This window comes from Streptomyces sp. 378, from assembly GCF_030124145.1.
Taxonomy (GTDB): Bacteria; Actinomycetota; Actinomycetes; order Streptomycetales; family Streptomycetaceae; genus Streptomyces.
The window spans coordinates 227,054-241,881 of sequence record NZ_JASKMS010000008.1 but is presented as its reverse complement, the minus strand read 5'-3'; the positions used below and the strand labels follow the sequence as shown (position 1 = coordinate 241,881).

The following is a 14,828-nucleotide window of genomic DNA, read 5'->3' as shown; positions in this document are numbered from 1 at the left end:
AGGACCGGCCGAGAAAGATTCGTTCCCGAACGAATTCTAGTCGTTGAGTAAAGGAGAGCGATAGGTGAACCGGCGTCAAATCTGCACAGGCCAGGGGGCACAGGGTGGCGCGCCGCGGGCGCGCGGACAACTGGCGGGCGCCGTGGCCTCCGCCGCGGCACACGCGTCGGCGACGGACGCCACCGGCCGGCTGTCCGCGGAGACCGTCGCGCTGCTGACCCGCGCCGGCTTCGCCCGTCACTTCGTGCCCGGGGTCTGGCACGGTACCGAGGGAACCTTCAGCGACCTCCTCGCCGAGGTGGCGGCCGTCGGCGAGGGATGTGCGTCCGCCGCGTGGTGCGCCGCCTTGTGGGCGACCCACGGCAGATACGCCGCCCACCTGCCCCTCGAAGGGCAGCTCGACCTGTGGGGCCGATCGCCCGATGTGCGGATCGCCGCCGGACTGCGGCCCTCCGGCTCGGCCGCCCGCTGCTCCGGTGGCTGGCTGCTCAGCGGCACCTGGGAGTGCGTCAGCGGGGTCGCGGACGCGGACTGGCTGCTGCTCGCGGCCCCGGAACCGGACGAACCGCGGTTACCTGGCGGCCGGTGTCGGCTCTTCGCCGTCCCCGCCGCCGAGATCCACGTACGGGAGACGTGGCGCAGCACCGGAATGCGCGGCACCGGCAGCCACACCGCGGTCCTCGACGGCCCGGTGGTGGTCCCCGACCACCGCACCTGCTCGCTGTCGGACGTGCTGGCGGGCTCTCCCGGGCCCGGACGGTCCCGCTGTCACACCGCCCCGGCGTACCTGGGGACGGGACTGCTGCTGTGCGCGCCCGCCCTCGGGGCGGCCCGCCACGCCCTGCGGGAGTGGACCGCGTGGGCCGCGCGCAGGGGAGCCGGCCGGACCTCGGAGCGCGCCACGCTCCAGCTGACGCTGGCGCAGTCGGCCGACGACATCGAGGCCGCCGAACTGCTGCTCGGGGACGCGGCGCTGCGGGCCGACTCGGGCACCCGCGCCGAGCGGGACGTGGCCCGCAACCGCCGGGTCGCGGCGGCCGCCGCACAGCACCTGGTCACCGCCGTCGAGCGGCTGTTCCGCGCGGCCGGAACCCACGCATGCGGCGGCTCCGGGCCGCTGGAGCGCACCTGGCGCGACGTCCACGTGCTGGCCGCGCACCAGGCCGTGCGCCGGGAGACCGCGGCGGCCCTCTACGCCGACTCGGTGTTCGCCGACTTCGAAGACCGTCCCGAGCAGGCGGCCGAGCTGCCGGCGGCCTGCTCGGCGGCCGCGCCCCGGTTCACGGCGCACTCCGCGCCGGCGGAGGTGGTCGCCGGTGTCCACTGACACCCGCAGCGGGCGCAACCGGTCCCCGCGACCCGCGACGCCGCCTCCCCGCCCCACACCCTCCCGGCCCGCTGCGCGGGCACGCCCCGAGGGCCCCCGCCGGCTGGTGTTCTTCGACGTGGACGAGACGCTGATCGGCCGCAAGAGCGGCCCGGACTTCCTCCGCGACCACTTCGCGCGGATGCACGGCGCGGACGGAGTGCGCCGGGCCGACGAACTGCTCGGCGCACTGGCCGGTCTGCCCCGCGCCGAGGCCAACCGCCGTTTCCACCGGGCCTTCCGGGGCTGCCCGGCCGCGGAGGCCGAGGCCGCGGCCCGCCGGTGGTACGGGGAGCACAGCCGGGCCGACGGCTTATATCTCCCCACCACACTGGCCGCGCTGCGCCGGCACCGGGCCGAGGGCGCGTCCGTCGCCCTGGTCTCCGGCACCTTCCCGCCGCTGCTGGCCGTCATCGCCGAGGCGGTCGGGGCGCAGTTCGCCCTCGGCGCGAGACTCGAACGATGCGGACCGCTGCTCACCGGCGAACTGATCGGCCCCCCGGCCATCGGCGAGGGCAAGCGCACCCTGGTGCGCCGGCTCCTCGCCCGCCACCCCGACATCGACCCGGCCGACTGCTGGGCCTACGGCGACCATCCCTCCGACCTGCCCATGCTGCACTGCGTGGGGCACGCGGTGATGGTCGCCCCGGACGGGACCCACACCACCGTGCCATCGCACGCCGCCGGGACCGACGGAGCCGGGTGACCGCGGCGGACCGCCGTCCGGGGTCTCAGCGGCCTGGCCGCGGGGATCGGGGCGGCGGGGCGGTGCCGGCGCCGCCCCCTGAGGTGATCGGGCCGGGACACGTACGGAAGTCGATGGAGATCACCGTGACCCGCCCGGGAACAGGCGCTTGGCGTTGGCGGTGGTCAGGGAACGCCACGTGACCCCTTCGGCCGGTGACTCGGCCGCGTCGACCGCCGCGATGTGGGCGTCGGCCAGTGCGGGAGGCGTCCAGCAGTAGTAGCTGCCGAACAGCACGCGTTCCGGTTCGGCGAGGTTCAGCAGCGCGGGGACCTGGCGGGGGAAGGCAGTGCCTGCCGTGTCGTAGTACAGGCCCCGCAGTTGTTGCACTCCGTCGGGGGCGGGGGGCCTGTGCGACATAGCCCCCCACTCCGTCGGGCGATCATCTGCTCCGCCCACCGGTCGACCCGAGCACCACGAGGATTGACACCACACTGGCCGCTCGGGCAGTCCGGTCCGACCTGACGCACCTCGAAGTCCTGCTTGGTGGCCTGGCGGCGTCGGTGAAGTGGACGGACGGCCTGTCCGTCATGACGCTCGTTTGACGCTCGGGACGTCCGCACGCGGTCGGCTGGCCGAGAAACAAACGCTGACCTGGTGTTTCCGTAGCGTGTTCAAGCCGACGGCTTCCCGATGACGTCGCATGTGGAGTGTGTAGCGATTCTTGAGCCCGCAGCAAAGGGCGTCTGACCTGCTGTTCTTCTGGTTTCCCAGGTTGCGGGCGGGTCGTGCCGACATGTTTCCGTAGGCCCACCGCGTGGAGCACGACGCAGGTTCCCGTCACAAGCCTCACCTGCGGTTTCGGAGCGGGGCGCTGGTCGAGAACGCTCTGCCTCAACTCCGTGAGGGACGGGTTCGGGAAATGGCTTGACGCTCGTTCGACGCTGATTCTGACGGAGCGTGCTGCGGCGTCCCGGATCGGATAGCGCCGGTGAATTGCCAACGTGCCGTGACGCCCCGGGAACCGGGGGACTATGGGGCGGGCAGGGGCGCAGCGCCTGCAGCGTGGCGAGCACGGCACGCTGATCTACTTTCCTCAGGCTGGTGCGTGATCGTGCCTGGTGGCGGCGCAAGTCGGCAACCGCTCCACGGCCTCGACCGTGGAGCGGTCGTCATCCTGCTCACGCGCAGCGTGTACCGGTACGTCTCCGCGAGCGGCGCCTCGGCCACCGCCGGGTAGACCGCGGCGGTGCCGGCGCCATCGTTCCAGTGCTCCGCCCAGGCAGCGGCCACCATAGAGGCGAGCCGGGTGAACGTGTGCGGGGCGTCAGCCAGTTGATCCTCCTCGGCGGTGGACACGCCACCGGGTGGGGGCTCCCGGTCCCGCAGGCCGCTGAGCAGGCCCGTCAGCGGCGCCGCCACCGCGGTGTAGCGGGCCAGGACGATGAACAGTCCGTCGCTGGGCACGGCCAGGGCCGTGGCGGCCGTCGACTGGTTGAAGACCATCGTGAGCTCGACGGTGTCCTGTTCGGCCGACTGGTGCCGGACCGTGCACCGGTACTGCCAGTGCAACGCGTCCCGCAGGGTGCCGGCGAAGACGGGGACGAGGGCCTGGTGGTCGAGCAGGACCGGCGTCGGCGGGTAGGTGCGCAGCGGGATCGGGACCCGTGGTGAGCCGAGTTCGACGGTCACCTCTGCGGGGTCCCCGCTGGACAGCGGAGTGAGGAACGTGAGCCAGTCGGACCGCTCGTAGCCGTCGGTACCCGGTTCGATGCCGAACTCGATCTCCGGCAGGCTGAGGTGCGGGGTGAGGTCGAGCGCGGCGTGTTCGGCGGGGTCCGGCAGCGACAGCAGGAGGCTGAGCCGCCCGTGTTCGGAGTCGGCGAGCGAGATCTTGCCGCCCGACAGGGCGGCCGCTCCCGGGCCGAGCGGGGCGTCGACGGCGCCGAGCACGGGGGAGGCGGTCAGCCGGGCGTAGGTGTCCGGCCACACCGAGTCCACACTGGTGTCGTACTGGAGGACGGCTGGGGTCTCGTAGCCGCGGGGGAGGGAGGCCAGCAGCTCCTGACGCAGAGTCTCTGCGGCCGCCGTCCGCGCGTCGTCGGCGTCCTCGCCGTCCGCGGCGAGCACGGGAGCCAGACCGTTCGCGACGGCCTCGGCCAGCCGCTCCTTGACGTCGACGAGATGGTTCAGCTCGGCGGGCGCCACGCCGTAGGCACCGCGCACGCACGCCGGGGACAGGACGCGTTCGACGTCGGCCAGGAAGGAGCGCGCCCACACCTCCGCGTCCGCGCCCTGGTGATCGCGCTCCTCCCACCTGATGATCTTTCCTCCATCGAGCACGGGCGTCGAAACCCGCTGCAGGCTGACGAGCGTGGTGGACAGGGGCCGCAGGGCGAACGTGCGCGGCTGGCCGGACGTGCCGATCGAGACGGACTTGATGCCGTTCTCGCCGAAGACGACCGCCCACAGGTCGGTGCCCGATGCATGGCCGGTGGCCAGTCGGAGGGGCGGTACGGCGTGATGCAACCGCTCGGCGAACGCAGCCAGCCCGCGGGCCCCGCCCTGCGCGGGGTCGGTGGTACGGGTAGCCGGAACGGCGGTCCGGTGCCGGGTCGCCGACTCGGCGAGTGCGGGATCGACCCGGGCGGGGTCGCGGGAGACCTCCAGCGTCACGGTCACCGGGAAGACGGGCCCGGGGAACACCCATCCGCCCTCGCCGAGCCGTGCGCTCAGGCAGGCGGTGGCCGGCGGTACGACGACGCGGGCACCCGGGCGCAGGACGGGCTCGGTGGCGTTCGCGTCGGCGACGGTTTCGACGTCGGTGCTGATACCGCGGCGGCGCAGGCGTTCGACCACGGCGGTGAGCGTGTCGGACGCCGTGGTCACCTCGACCAGTTCGCCGGGTTCGCCGCCGTCACTCGCGGTCGTGCCGGCGCGCAGCGGCCGGTCCGGCAGCAGCAGGTCCGGCGTACCCGCGTTGGCGGCGAGCAGCGCGACCGCGGTGATGCCGAACGCGTCGGCGGCGGCCTGGGGGGTGACGCCGGTCTCGCCGGACGGCGCGGCGGGCACCACGCCGGGCGGGCAGAACAGCAGCGCGCCGGGCGCCAGGACGTCGGTCCGCTCGCCGAGTGCCGTGGCTAGTGCGGTCGGCGTCACCGGCGGCGTGAACAGGCTGCGGACCTCGTCGAACGAGGCGGCCGCGGTCGTGGTCACCGACAGGCCGTCGACGGTGACGGTGACCCCGGGAGCCACCGTGCCCGGAGTGCCCGCGTTGACCTCCACCAGGTCGGCGCCGGGGAACCGCTCGGAGAGAGCGGCGAGAGAGTCGCCCGTGCGCACGGTGTACGGCACCCGCAACCGCGTCGGCGAGTCCGGCCAGGCCCAGCGTCCCGGCACGACCGGCGCCGTGCCGGCCGGCAGCGGCGCGGCCCCGTTGTGCCGCAGCAGATCGCCGGGCGTGGTGCCGTGGACCTCGGCGAAGCGGGCCAGGGTCTCGCCGGACGGCACGGGCGTGGGCACGGTGGTGAGAAACACCGGCGTGCCGGGCGGGAAGAGGTCGGGGGTGCCGGTGTTCAGCGGCGCCAGCTCGTCGGGCGTGCGTTCGGCACCGTTGGCGGCCAGGGTGTCGCCGCTGACGGCGAGATAGCCGTCGACGACGACGGCGGCACCGGTGCGGAACATCCCCGGCTGGTCGGCGTTCAGCGCCACGATCTCCACCGCGCCGAGCGGCACGTCGGCGCTGTTGAAGACGCCGGTGACCCCGGCCAGGGTGGCCTCGCTCTCCGGAGGGTCGGTCGCGACGGCCACCTGAAGGCCGTTGACCTCGAACACGAAACCGGGCGTGAGCAACCCCGGCCTAGTCAGGTTGGCCGTGACCAGCCGGGCCAGGGAGCAGCCGAAGGGGGCAGCCAGCGCGGCGGCGGACGGGGAGCCGCCGGGCACGGTTTCCTCGTGCGGCGGCACGGCCAGTTCGGTGCCGGGGCTCAGCGGCAGGACGATGTTGTCCTCGTCCAGCAATACGCCGCCGGGGTCCGGCGGCGAGGTGAGCGCGGCGCACAGCGCCGTGACCGTGTCGCCGTGCCGGAAGACGGCGCTCACCGGCACCGCCACGCTGCCACCGACGAGCAGGTCCAGGGAGGTGCCGGCATTGACGGCGGCCAGCGCGTCGAAGCCGACGCCGTACCGCCGGCACACCTCGTCGAGCGTCGAGGCACCGGTCGCGACGGCGGAACCGACGGCGGAGAGGCAGCCGAGCAGGATGTAGGTGCCGGCGACGTATCGGCGCAGCGGCCCGCTGCCGGCCGGCAGCGGGGTCGGCTCGGCGCCGGGGGACTGCTGCAGCGAGGTGAGCAGGCGGGCGGTGACGTCAGGCTGCATCAGCTGGCGGCAGGCGGCCGCGAACCGTTCCCGGCCGCCTGCCGCCGTGGCGGCGGCCTCGGCGCCGGTGCCGAGGGGGCCGGGCTGGAAGGCGACGGCCTGCAGGTCGACGGCGACGTTCAGCTCCGCCAGGTCGCCGGCCTTCTCCACGGTGTACCGCGTGGTCGTGGACGGCAACGCGCCGACGCCGAGGACCGGGTCGGTGTAGCGCACCGGCACGGGCACTTCGCAGGGGTCGCCGGAACGGTTGCCGAACACGTCGCCGAACCACACCGAGATCGTCGCCGTGGCGTCGGCGGCGTCACCGGCGTACGGGTCGCCGTCGGCGGGCGGCATGCCCGGCACCTGCGGGACGCGGGAGGCGGCGAAGCGGCTGATGTCGACGGCCCGGCTGAACTCCCACTCAGCCTCGGCGTCCTCGTCCGCCGTCACCGGGAGTCCGAGGGCGTCGGAGCCGTCGGCCGGGCGCGGCGACAGAGGCCGGCCCTCGCCGCTGAGGGGCAGGCCGGTCTCGTCCAGCAGCTGGTAGCCCAGCAGCCCGTACAGGCGGCGCAACTGCTCCTGAGGGGTGGTGTCCTCGTCGTCCGGTTTGGCCAGCCGCGCGGTGAAGCCGATCCGGCCGGGATCGGCGGTGGCGGCCGACCGCAGCTCCGGGGGATCCGCGCGCACCGACAGCGCCACCGACGCCGGATCGACGCCGTCGCCGACGACGACCGCGTTGGTGAAGGGGTGCAGGCTCCGGTCGGGCTCCGATGCCGGCAGCGACGCCGGCTGGACGATCAGCGTCAGCCGGGCGTTGCCGTCCTGGTCGAACACCGATTCGGGTACGTCACCCGCGAGGTGCAGCCAGTACCCGCCGCCGCCCACCACACTGCACTCCCACAGCAGGGTGAGGAACCTCTCCACCTCGGCGAGGGCCGCCACATGCCCTGCGGTGCCGGACCGGAGGGGGGCCGGGCCGCTGCGGGTCACCATCGAGAGGACCTGACGTACCGCACCCCATGGTGAGCGGGCGCCGGCTGCGGCGGTTGACGCGCCGGCTGCAGGGGCATGGCCAGGTGGGGGTGGCGGAGTCCCGCTTCGTATTGCCGGACGCGGTGTACGAGGCCGGTCTGCTGCGGCGGTGCGTGGCTCCGGCGCGGTGCTGGACGTGGTCCCCTGCGCTGGGCTCCGCCGAGGCGTCCACACCTTTCTCCGGCCGTCACCGCGGCGTCCGATCGCCGCGCGGGGCACGCCGTCCCAGGGCCGGGAAGCTCCGTCAGCCCGGAGCGGGCCCGTTGTCGAGTGCGTCGGCCGTGCGGTCGCCGGGCCGGGGGGTGGGGACGGTTGCCCGCGTCCTCTCGTGGCGGAACGCGTGGGCGATGGCGCGCGCCTCGACACCCGCCTGGCGAAGGACACCTGTGAGGGGATTGGTGAATCCGGCGAAGTACAGGCGCGGGGCTGCCGGATGGTTCTGTCCCCCCACGGCGAGGGGTCGCCCGGCCTCGTCGAGCACGCCCAGGGACCCGACCAGGTCGTGCAGGCCGGGCCGGTAGCCGGTGGCGGCGATGACCGTGTCGGGTCGCAGACGCGTGCCGTCGGCCAGTACCACCTCGGGACCCTCGAACGCCTGGACGGCCGCGACCGGCTCGACCCGACCGGACCGTACGGCGTCCACGAAGCCGTGGTCGAGCACGGGGTTGACCCCTTCGCGGGCATTGCGGGTGTACAGCCCGGTGCGGGGCCGTGGCAGTCCCCGTGAGGTCAGGTCGGGCACCGACAGACGCTGCGTGAGCAGGGAGGTGCGGTCGCGCCACGCGAGCGGGAGGACGTCCGTCAGCCGGCCGGCCGCATGCCAACGGGCGCTGGAGCGGGGCAGGATGTTGGGTGGGGTGCGAACCGCGATCCGAACCCGCCCGGCTCCGGCCCCGGCCAGGACACTCGCGATCTCGGTACCGCTGTTACCGGCGCCGACCACCAGGACGTCCTGCCCACGGTAGGGGGCCGGAGAACGGTAGTGGGCCGAGTGCAGCAGCGTGCCGGTGAACGTCGAACTCCCGGGCCACCGGGGAAGGTTCGGGATGTGGCAGCGGCCGGTGGCCACCACCACCGCCCCCGTGGGCACCGCACCGTCGGGGGTGCGGACCCGCCACCGGGCGCCCGAAGCGGGATCGGACCGCTCGATGCGCCGCACCGGGGTGTGAACCCGGATGTCGAGTCGGTGATGGTCGGCGTATCGCTCCAGGTATCGCACGTAGTCGTCCCGGCTCACCCACGGGCCTGCCTGGCGCGGCACCGGCAGGCCGGGGAGTTTCGAGGTGCCAGGGGTGGTGTGCAGCCTCAGATGGTCGTAGCGCTGCGCCCAGCTCGCTCCCACGCGGTCCGACCGTTCCAGGATCACGGCCGGTACGCCGGAGCGGCGCAGTAGTGCGGCGACCGCCAGGCCGTGGGGACCGGCTCCGATCACGATCGCGGGAGCGCTGACGTCTCGCTGTGGTGTCGTGGGCATCGCCTCCTACAACGGCAGCCCCCGGCTCACGTCACGCTCGACGGGAAGGCCGAGCCTTCGGAGCGGTGATGCCGGCTGTTCGCCGGCACAGCGGGTGGGCGCCGTTACACCGGCGGTACGGGCTCGTTGAGACAGCGGGCGGCAGCGTGCCCTGCGTGCGCGGGGGGCCGCCCAGCGCCCGGATCCTCCGGCCGGGCGCAGCCGAACAGTCATGAGCGAGACGGGCCAGAGGACACGGGCCTGCGCGGCACGGTCTCCGCGGCGGTTCCGGGTCGACTCGCTCCATCTGTCCGATCGTTCGAAGGGCTCACGTGCAGGCAGTGACGACGCGGCACCGGCCACGACTGCGGATCAGCGGAGTCCACAAGGCGTTCGGCGGCAGGCAGGTCCTGCGCGACGTCGACCTTGACGTGCCGGCCGGGACGCTGGTGGGAGTCGTCGGCGAGAACGGCGCGGGCAAGAGCACTTTGCTGCGGATCGCCGTGGGACACCTCGCACCCGATCGAGGAACGGTGACACGGACCGGGGCGGTGGGGTACTGCCCACAACAGGCGGTACTCAACGACGCGTTCACCGTCGGACAGCATCTGCGGTTGTTCCAGATGGCCTACCGGATGCCGACGCTGGAGCGCGCCGGCGAGTTGATGGAGCTGTTGGCGCTGACCGGCTGCCGAGGACAGCAGGTCGGCGAACTCAGTGGCGGAACGCGGCAGAAGCTGAATCTGCTGATCGCCCTCATGCACGATCCACAGTTGCTGGTCCTGGACGAGCCCTACCAGGGCTTCGACTGGGACACCCATCAGCGGTTCTGGACCCTGGCCGCCGACCTGCGTGATCAGGGCCGGTCGATCATCGTGGTGTCGCATCTGCTGCACGACCAGCACCACTTCGACGCGATCGCTCACCTGCGCCAAGGGCGTCTGCACTTCGAGGAGACCGACCGTTGAGGCTCACCTGGACGGCCTTCACCGAACTGCTGCGCTGCACTCTGCTCGGCCACCTGCGCAACCGGCTGGCTCTGGTCCTGGCGGTCGTGTTCATCCCCGTCTGGATCGCCGTGGCGCACCTGTGCACCTCCGACCAGGTGGTGCGCATCCGCCTGGACGCCATCAGCACCCCCGTCTCCTCCCCGGCCAGTCAGGTGGGCCAGGTGGCGAGCGCGCTGGGCGCCGTCACCATGGTCGCGGGCTTCGTCACCTTCATCGAGACCTTCCAGTCCCGGCAGCTGGACCGCCGTCTGCTGCTGGCCGGCTACCCCCGGCTGCCGATGCTGCTGGCGAAGCTTGCCGCCGTCGCCCTCACCGCCGCCCTGCTGGCCCTCTACACCACGATCCTGCTCTGGACCTCCCTGCCCGTACGCCACCCGGTCCCCCTGGGGCTGGCCCTCGCGGGTGCCGGCCTCGCCTACGGCGGCATCGGCCTTCTGCTCGGCTCTCTGGTACGCGGCGAGCTGGAGGGCTTCTTCCTCATCATCATGCTCAGCCTGGTCGACACCGGCCTGCAGAACCCCGTCTTCAACACACTCATGGATGTGGCCGGCGTGTCCGCCCTTCCTCTGTACGGCGTGAACCAGTTGGCGCTGAGCTCAGCCCTCACCGCGCACATTCCCTGGTCCCACGGCCTGCTCTCCGTCACCTGGTCCGCGGCGACCGGCGCCCTCGCTCTGCTCGTGCTGCACACCCACCGCCCGTCCCGCTCCCCGTTGTCCCTCAGGAGGGGAGTCCGGGCAGGGTGACGCCTGTCGTGCTGGCAGTGGGGTCCGGGGGGTTCGACCGTCGTGCCGTGGCTATGGCCCGGAAACCCCCTGCTTTCGCAACGCTTTGCGCAGTGCCCGCACGGCGTAGAAGGCGCGGCTCTTGACGGTACCGGGTGGGATGCCGAGGTGTTCGGCCGTCTGGGAGACGCTGCATTCCAGGTAATACATGAGGCGGATGACGGTTCGCTGCTGCTCGTTCAGTTCCCGCAGGGCCTTCAGCACCGCATGGGAGGTGATCGTGGATTCCGTGCTGTCCCATGAGGCGTCCCGGTCCTCGACCGGGGCAAGCTCCAGCGGCCTGATGTGCCGGGCCCGATGGTGGTCGGTGACGAGATTCCTCGTCACCGTGAACAGCCACGGCCGCAGGTGCTCGCCGCGGGTGCCCAGGAACCGGGCGTGCTTCCAGGCGCGGGCCGCGGTCTCCTGGAGGATGTCCTCGGCCTTGTGCCAGTCGCCGTCCAGCAGCCGTGTGGCGTACCGCAGGAGCAGAGGCCCGTACTGATCGTAGATGTCTCGGACGAAGGCATCGCAGTCGGTGTCCGATGCGACGGGCCGGGCGTGCGCCCGAGCCGGAGCGAGGAGGGTGGCCCCCGCGTCCATGATCCCGTTCATGGGTAGTGCCCATTCCTGTTCAAGTGTTCTGAGGCGTGCTCTTCCGCAAGCGCGGTCGAGTGGCTCAACACTCGTTGGGAGCCCTTGGCCCATCCTTGTCGTTTCCTTGTCGTGCCTCTGGGCGAGAGCGACAAGGAGCAGGGGGAGGTCGGCGGCCGGCAGGTGATGCCGGTCATCACCGGCGGGAATCGCGCCCGGGCGGCGGGGCTTTCGCGAGACAGGGTGAACCGCCGCCCTGCTCCGGTCGTTCACAGGAGAGCGGCACATGCAGAGAGGGGAGAAACCCTTCGCCCGCCGAGGGCTCACCGGAGGGCGGACGAGGACGAGTGACCATCTGCCGAACCGTCCCGGTCGGAGTCCTGGCGCGCAGGATCCACACTCCTCGGGACCGGGAGCCGATGGCTTCCCACCGCCCTCTCCGGCACGGTGGGCGTGGGATCCGCATCCATGTCCAGGGCGATGAGCCGGTCACGCACCTGCTGGGCGGTGTGGGACATGGCTTGCTCGTCGGCCCTGCCGAGGGCGTGGACCCAGTCCGCTCGTGCGCCTTCCCGGTCACCCAGGGCCAGCCGGGTGTCGCCGAGCCGCATCAGTGAGCCGATGGCGTTCCTGTGGTCGCCCAGTTCCTCGAACGCCCGCGTCGCCTGCAGGTAGGTGGCCACCGATTCCTCGTGACGGCCGAGCATACGGAGGTTGTAGCCCAGGATGTCCCAGGCCTGGGCCAGCTGCCACGGCGCGCCCAGACGCCGGAACAGGGCGATGCCCTCCTCGCTGTACAGCAGGCTTTGCTCGAGATGTCCCAGGTTGGAGTGGAACCAGGCGAGCTCGATGAGGCACTCGGCCAACCACAGCTCCTCACCTGTCTCCCGGGACAGCTCCAGCCCCCGTTCGGAGGACGTCACGGCTTCCTCGGTCCGGCCGGACAGGAACAGCGCACACGCCGTGACGTAGTGGGCCCGGGCCTGCTCACCGGTTGCGTCCAGCTCCTCGAAGATCGCGACGGCGCGTCGCAGGTGCTGGAGGGCTTGCTCCTCGTGGCCGAGATAACCGTGGATGCCGCCGAGGTGCTGTAGGCAACGGCCTTCCTCAAGGCGGTTGTTCTGGCGTCGGGCCACTTCTAGGGCGGGAGTCAGCGCGGCGATGGCCTCGGGCCAGAACTCCTGGCGGTTGAGGTACTCCTTGAGGGACCAGGCCAGCCCGGTGGTGTGGTGGTCCAGTTCCCGGCCGACCGCGGTGTGGAGCAGACCGGACAGCACCCGGTGCTCGGCGGCGAGCCACCGGGCCGCCTGCTGCACGGTGGGGAGGTTCTCCGGGGTGACTCCCGGGGCGGGCGCACCGAGGTCGAGGTCGGACGACGTGTCCTGTTTGAGGAGTTGGTTGGCCTCGTAGGCGGTGAACATGTAGTGGTCCATGGACCGCAGAGTGGCGTCATGGCGTTCCTGGGTGGTGTCGTGGAGGTGCGTGAGCTCGGTCGCGTAGCCGCGCAGGAGGTCATGCAGGCTGTAGCGGCCGGGCAGCGGTTGTTCCACGAGGCAGGAACCGAGCAGGTGGGCGAGTGCGCGGCGTGTTCGCGCGAGGGTGAGCCCGGCGAGGCTGGCGGCGGCGGGTGCGGTGACATGGGGCCCGGGGTGCAGGGCCAGAAGGCGGAAGAGCCGGGCCGTGGACTCGTCCAGCAACTGGTAGGACCAGGAGAAGACGGCGCGTACGTCGGTGGTGGTGTCGAAGCCGGTGAACGCGTCGAGGCCGCCGTGGGTGTGCCGCAGCTCGTCGGCGATGGCGAGAAGGGGGAGGGAGGGATCGAGTTCGGCGCGGGCGGCGACCACGGACAGGGCCAGGGGAAGTCGTCCGCACAGGCGGATGATGTCGGCCGTGGCGGTGGGCTCGTCGACCAGTCGTTCGGTTCCCAGGCGTCGTTCGAGGGCTTGGTGGGCTTCCGTCTGTGAGGGCAGCGGGAGGGTGAGGGGTTTGGCGCCGTCGGTGGCGATCAGGCCGGGGAGTCGGTTGCGACTGGTGACCAGGGTGAGGCAGCCCGCTCCCCCGGGAAGCAGGGGGCGCACCTGTTGCTCGTCGCGGGCGTTGTCCAGGACGAGGAGGACCCGCCGGTCGGCGAGGAGACTGCGGAAGAGAGCACTGCGGCCGGAGGTGTCTTCGGGGATGCGCTGGGCGGGAACGCCGAGGGCGGTGATGAAGCCGTGCAGGGCGTTGCCGGGTTCGACGGCGGGTGCGTGGGAGTGGAATCCGTTCAGATTGACGAAGAGTTGTCCGTCGGGGAAGGCGGAGGCGATGCGGTGGGCATGGTGGACGGCGAAGGTGGTCTTGCCGACACCGGGAGCACCACTGATGACGACGACAGGGGCAACGGCCGGGTCGAGCCTGCCCGGTGCACCGCTCACGGCCGACAGCCACGCGCCCTCGGCCTCCCGCCCCACGTACACCGGAAGACCGCGCGGCAGTTGTGCCGGACGTGCCGAGGGCGCCGGCACGGCTCCCTCGTCATCCGCGGCCGGGTCGCGACTCGCACCGGACGGATCGGCTGCTTCGGCCGGTTCGTCGGCGGCCGGGCCGGCGGACGCTGCCGCCTGACCCTCGTCAGGGCCTCCGGACACGGCGGGGCCGACCGGGGCGTGGCCGCGCCCGGACGCCTCGCCGCGGACCGTAGCCGCGCCGGACCTGTGCAGCTCATCGGCTGAGCGGAGGGGAGGCAGATCGTGGTGGAGGATGCCGTGGTGCAGAGCGCGCAGGGAGGGGCCGGGTTCGAGGCCGAGTTCGTCGGCGAGGTGCCGACGCAGGTCGGTGTAACGCTGAAGCGCTTCGGGGTGCCGGCCGGCGAGGTACAGGGCACGCAGCAGCAGGGCCCAGCCGGTCTCCCGCAGGGGATGCTCTGTCGTCATTCCCTGCGCCGCGTCCAGTGCTTCGGCAACCCGTCCTTGCAGGAGCAGGGCAGTGGTGCGGATCTCGCGGGTGGTCTGCCGCAGTTCTTCCAGGCGTGCAGCCTCGTGGAGGGCGAACAGGTGGTGCGCGGCGTCGGCGAACGCGCTGCCACGCCACATCTCCAGGGCCTTTCCGGCCTCTTCCACGACACGTTCGGCCCGGCCCTGATCCATGAACCGGCGTGCCTGGGCGAGGGTCTGCTCGAAGCGCACGGTGTCACGGCTCTCGGGCGGTACCCGCAGGGCGTAGCCCAGGGGTTCGGTGACCAGTACCTCGAAGGGGCCCTCCCGGCGCAGATGCCGGGGTTCCAGGACCGCCCGTATCTTGCTGACATGGGCGTGCAGGGAGCCCATCGCTCCGCCCGGCTTTTGTCCCGGTCGCTGCGGCCACAGTTCCTCGCACAGCGTCTGCGGAGCGACCGCCCGGCCGTCGGCGAGCAGCAGGCGGATCAGCAGAAGCCGCTGCCTGCGCCGGCCCGGATCGAGTACCGCGCCCGCCTGCCGTACCACCAGCGGACCCAGCAGTCCGAAGTCGAGACCCCGCCCCGCAGCTGTCACCGTACCCACCCAGAATCCTGCTCGACGGCGCCACCGTCGGGCCACCCACATGA

9 protein-coding genes are annotated in these 14,828 nt (G+C 72.4%); 4 read left to right on the top strand and 5 right to left on the bottom strand.

Annotation, left to right across the window (positions count from 1 at the left end; all coding sequences use genetic code 11):
- The first annotated feature begins 64 nt into the window (after positions 1 to 64).
- Positions 65 to 1,327 (top strand): acyl-CoA dehydrogenase family protein, encoded by a 1,263-nt coding sequence (locus tag QNO09_RS14375; protein ID WP_283970553.1) that lies wholly within the window; start codon positions 65 to 67, stop codon positions 1,325 to 1,327.
- Entirely contained in the window at positions 1,317 to 2,072 is a 756-nt protein-coding gene (locus QNO09_RS14370) for an HAD family hydrolase (RefSeq protein WP_283970552.1), read from the top strand. Before QNO09_RS14375 ends, QNO09_RS14370 begins: the two co-directional genes overlap by 11 nt.
- A gap of 120 nt (positions 2,073 to 2,192) precedes the next feature.
- Here the strand turns inward: QNO09_RS14370 and QNO09_RS14365 are convergent, their stop codons facing one another.
- The 3 genes from QNO09_RS14365 to QNO09_RS14355 form a co-directional block, all read right to left on the bottom strand.
- Complete coding sequence (locus QNO09_RS14365; protein ID WP_283970551.1) at positions 2,193 to 2,471, bottom strand: amidohydrolase family protein; 279 nt, start codon at positions 2,469 to 2,471, stop codon at positions 2,193 to 2,195.
- A 612-nt stretch (positions 2,472 to 3,083) separates the two neighbouring features.
- Complete coding sequence (locus tag QNO09_RS14360) at positions 3,084 to 7,406, bottom strand: LysM peptidoglycan-binding domain-containing protein (RefSeq protein WP_283970550.1); 4,323 nt, start codon at positions 7,404 to 7,406, stop codon at positions 3,084 to 3,086.
- Positions 7,407 to 7,689: 283 nt separating this feature from the next.
- The gene (locus tag QNO09_RS14355) at positions 7,690 to 8,919 is read right to left on the bottom strand and encodes a flavin-containing monooxygenase (RefSeq protein ID WP_283970549.1); all 1,230 of its coding nucleotides are present in this window, start codon (positions 8,917 to 8,919) and stop codon (positions 7,690 to 7,692) included.
- Between the two features lie 320 nt (positions 8,920 to 9,239).
- Between QNO09_RS14355 and QNO09_RS14350 the strand changes: the two genes are divergently transcribed.
- Together QNO09_RS14350 and QNO09_RS14345 are read left to right on the top strand one after the other, a co-directional pair.
- Positions 9,240 to 9,866 (top strand): ABC transporter ATP-binding protein, encoded by a 627-nt coding sequence (locus QNO09_RS14350; RefSeq protein ID WP_502962293.1) that lies wholly within the window; start codon positions 9,240 to 9,242, stop codon positions 9,864 to 9,866.
- The gene (locus tag QNO09_RS14345; protein ID WP_283970547.1) at positions 9,863 to 10,654 is read left to right on the top strand and encodes a hypothetical protein; all 792 of its coding nucleotides are present in this window, start codon (positions 9,863 to 9,865) and stop codon (positions 10,652 to 10,654) included. Before QNO09_RS14350 ends, QNO09_RS14345 begins: the two co-directional genes overlap by 4 nt.
- Positions 10,655 to 10,705: 51 nt before the next feature.
- Here QNO09_RS14345 and QNO09_RS14340 read toward each other — a convergent pair whose 3' ends face one another.
- The gene (locus tag QNO09_RS14340; protein WP_283970546.1) at positions 10,706 to 11,287 is read right to left on the bottom strand and encodes a sigma-70 family RNA polymerase sigma factor; all 582 of its coding nucleotides are present in this window, start codon (positions 11,285 to 11,287) and stop codon (positions 10,706 to 10,708) included.
- A gap of 302 nt (positions 11,288 to 11,589) precedes the next feature.
- Positions 11,590 to 14,784, bottom strand: a complete 3,195-nt coding sequence (locus QNO09_RS14335; RefSeq protein ID WP_283970545.1) for an AfsR/SARP family transcriptional regulator — start codon at positions 14,782 to 14,784, stop codon at positions 11,590 to 11,592.
- Between the last annotated feature and the right edge of the window lie 44 nt (positions 14,785 to 14,828).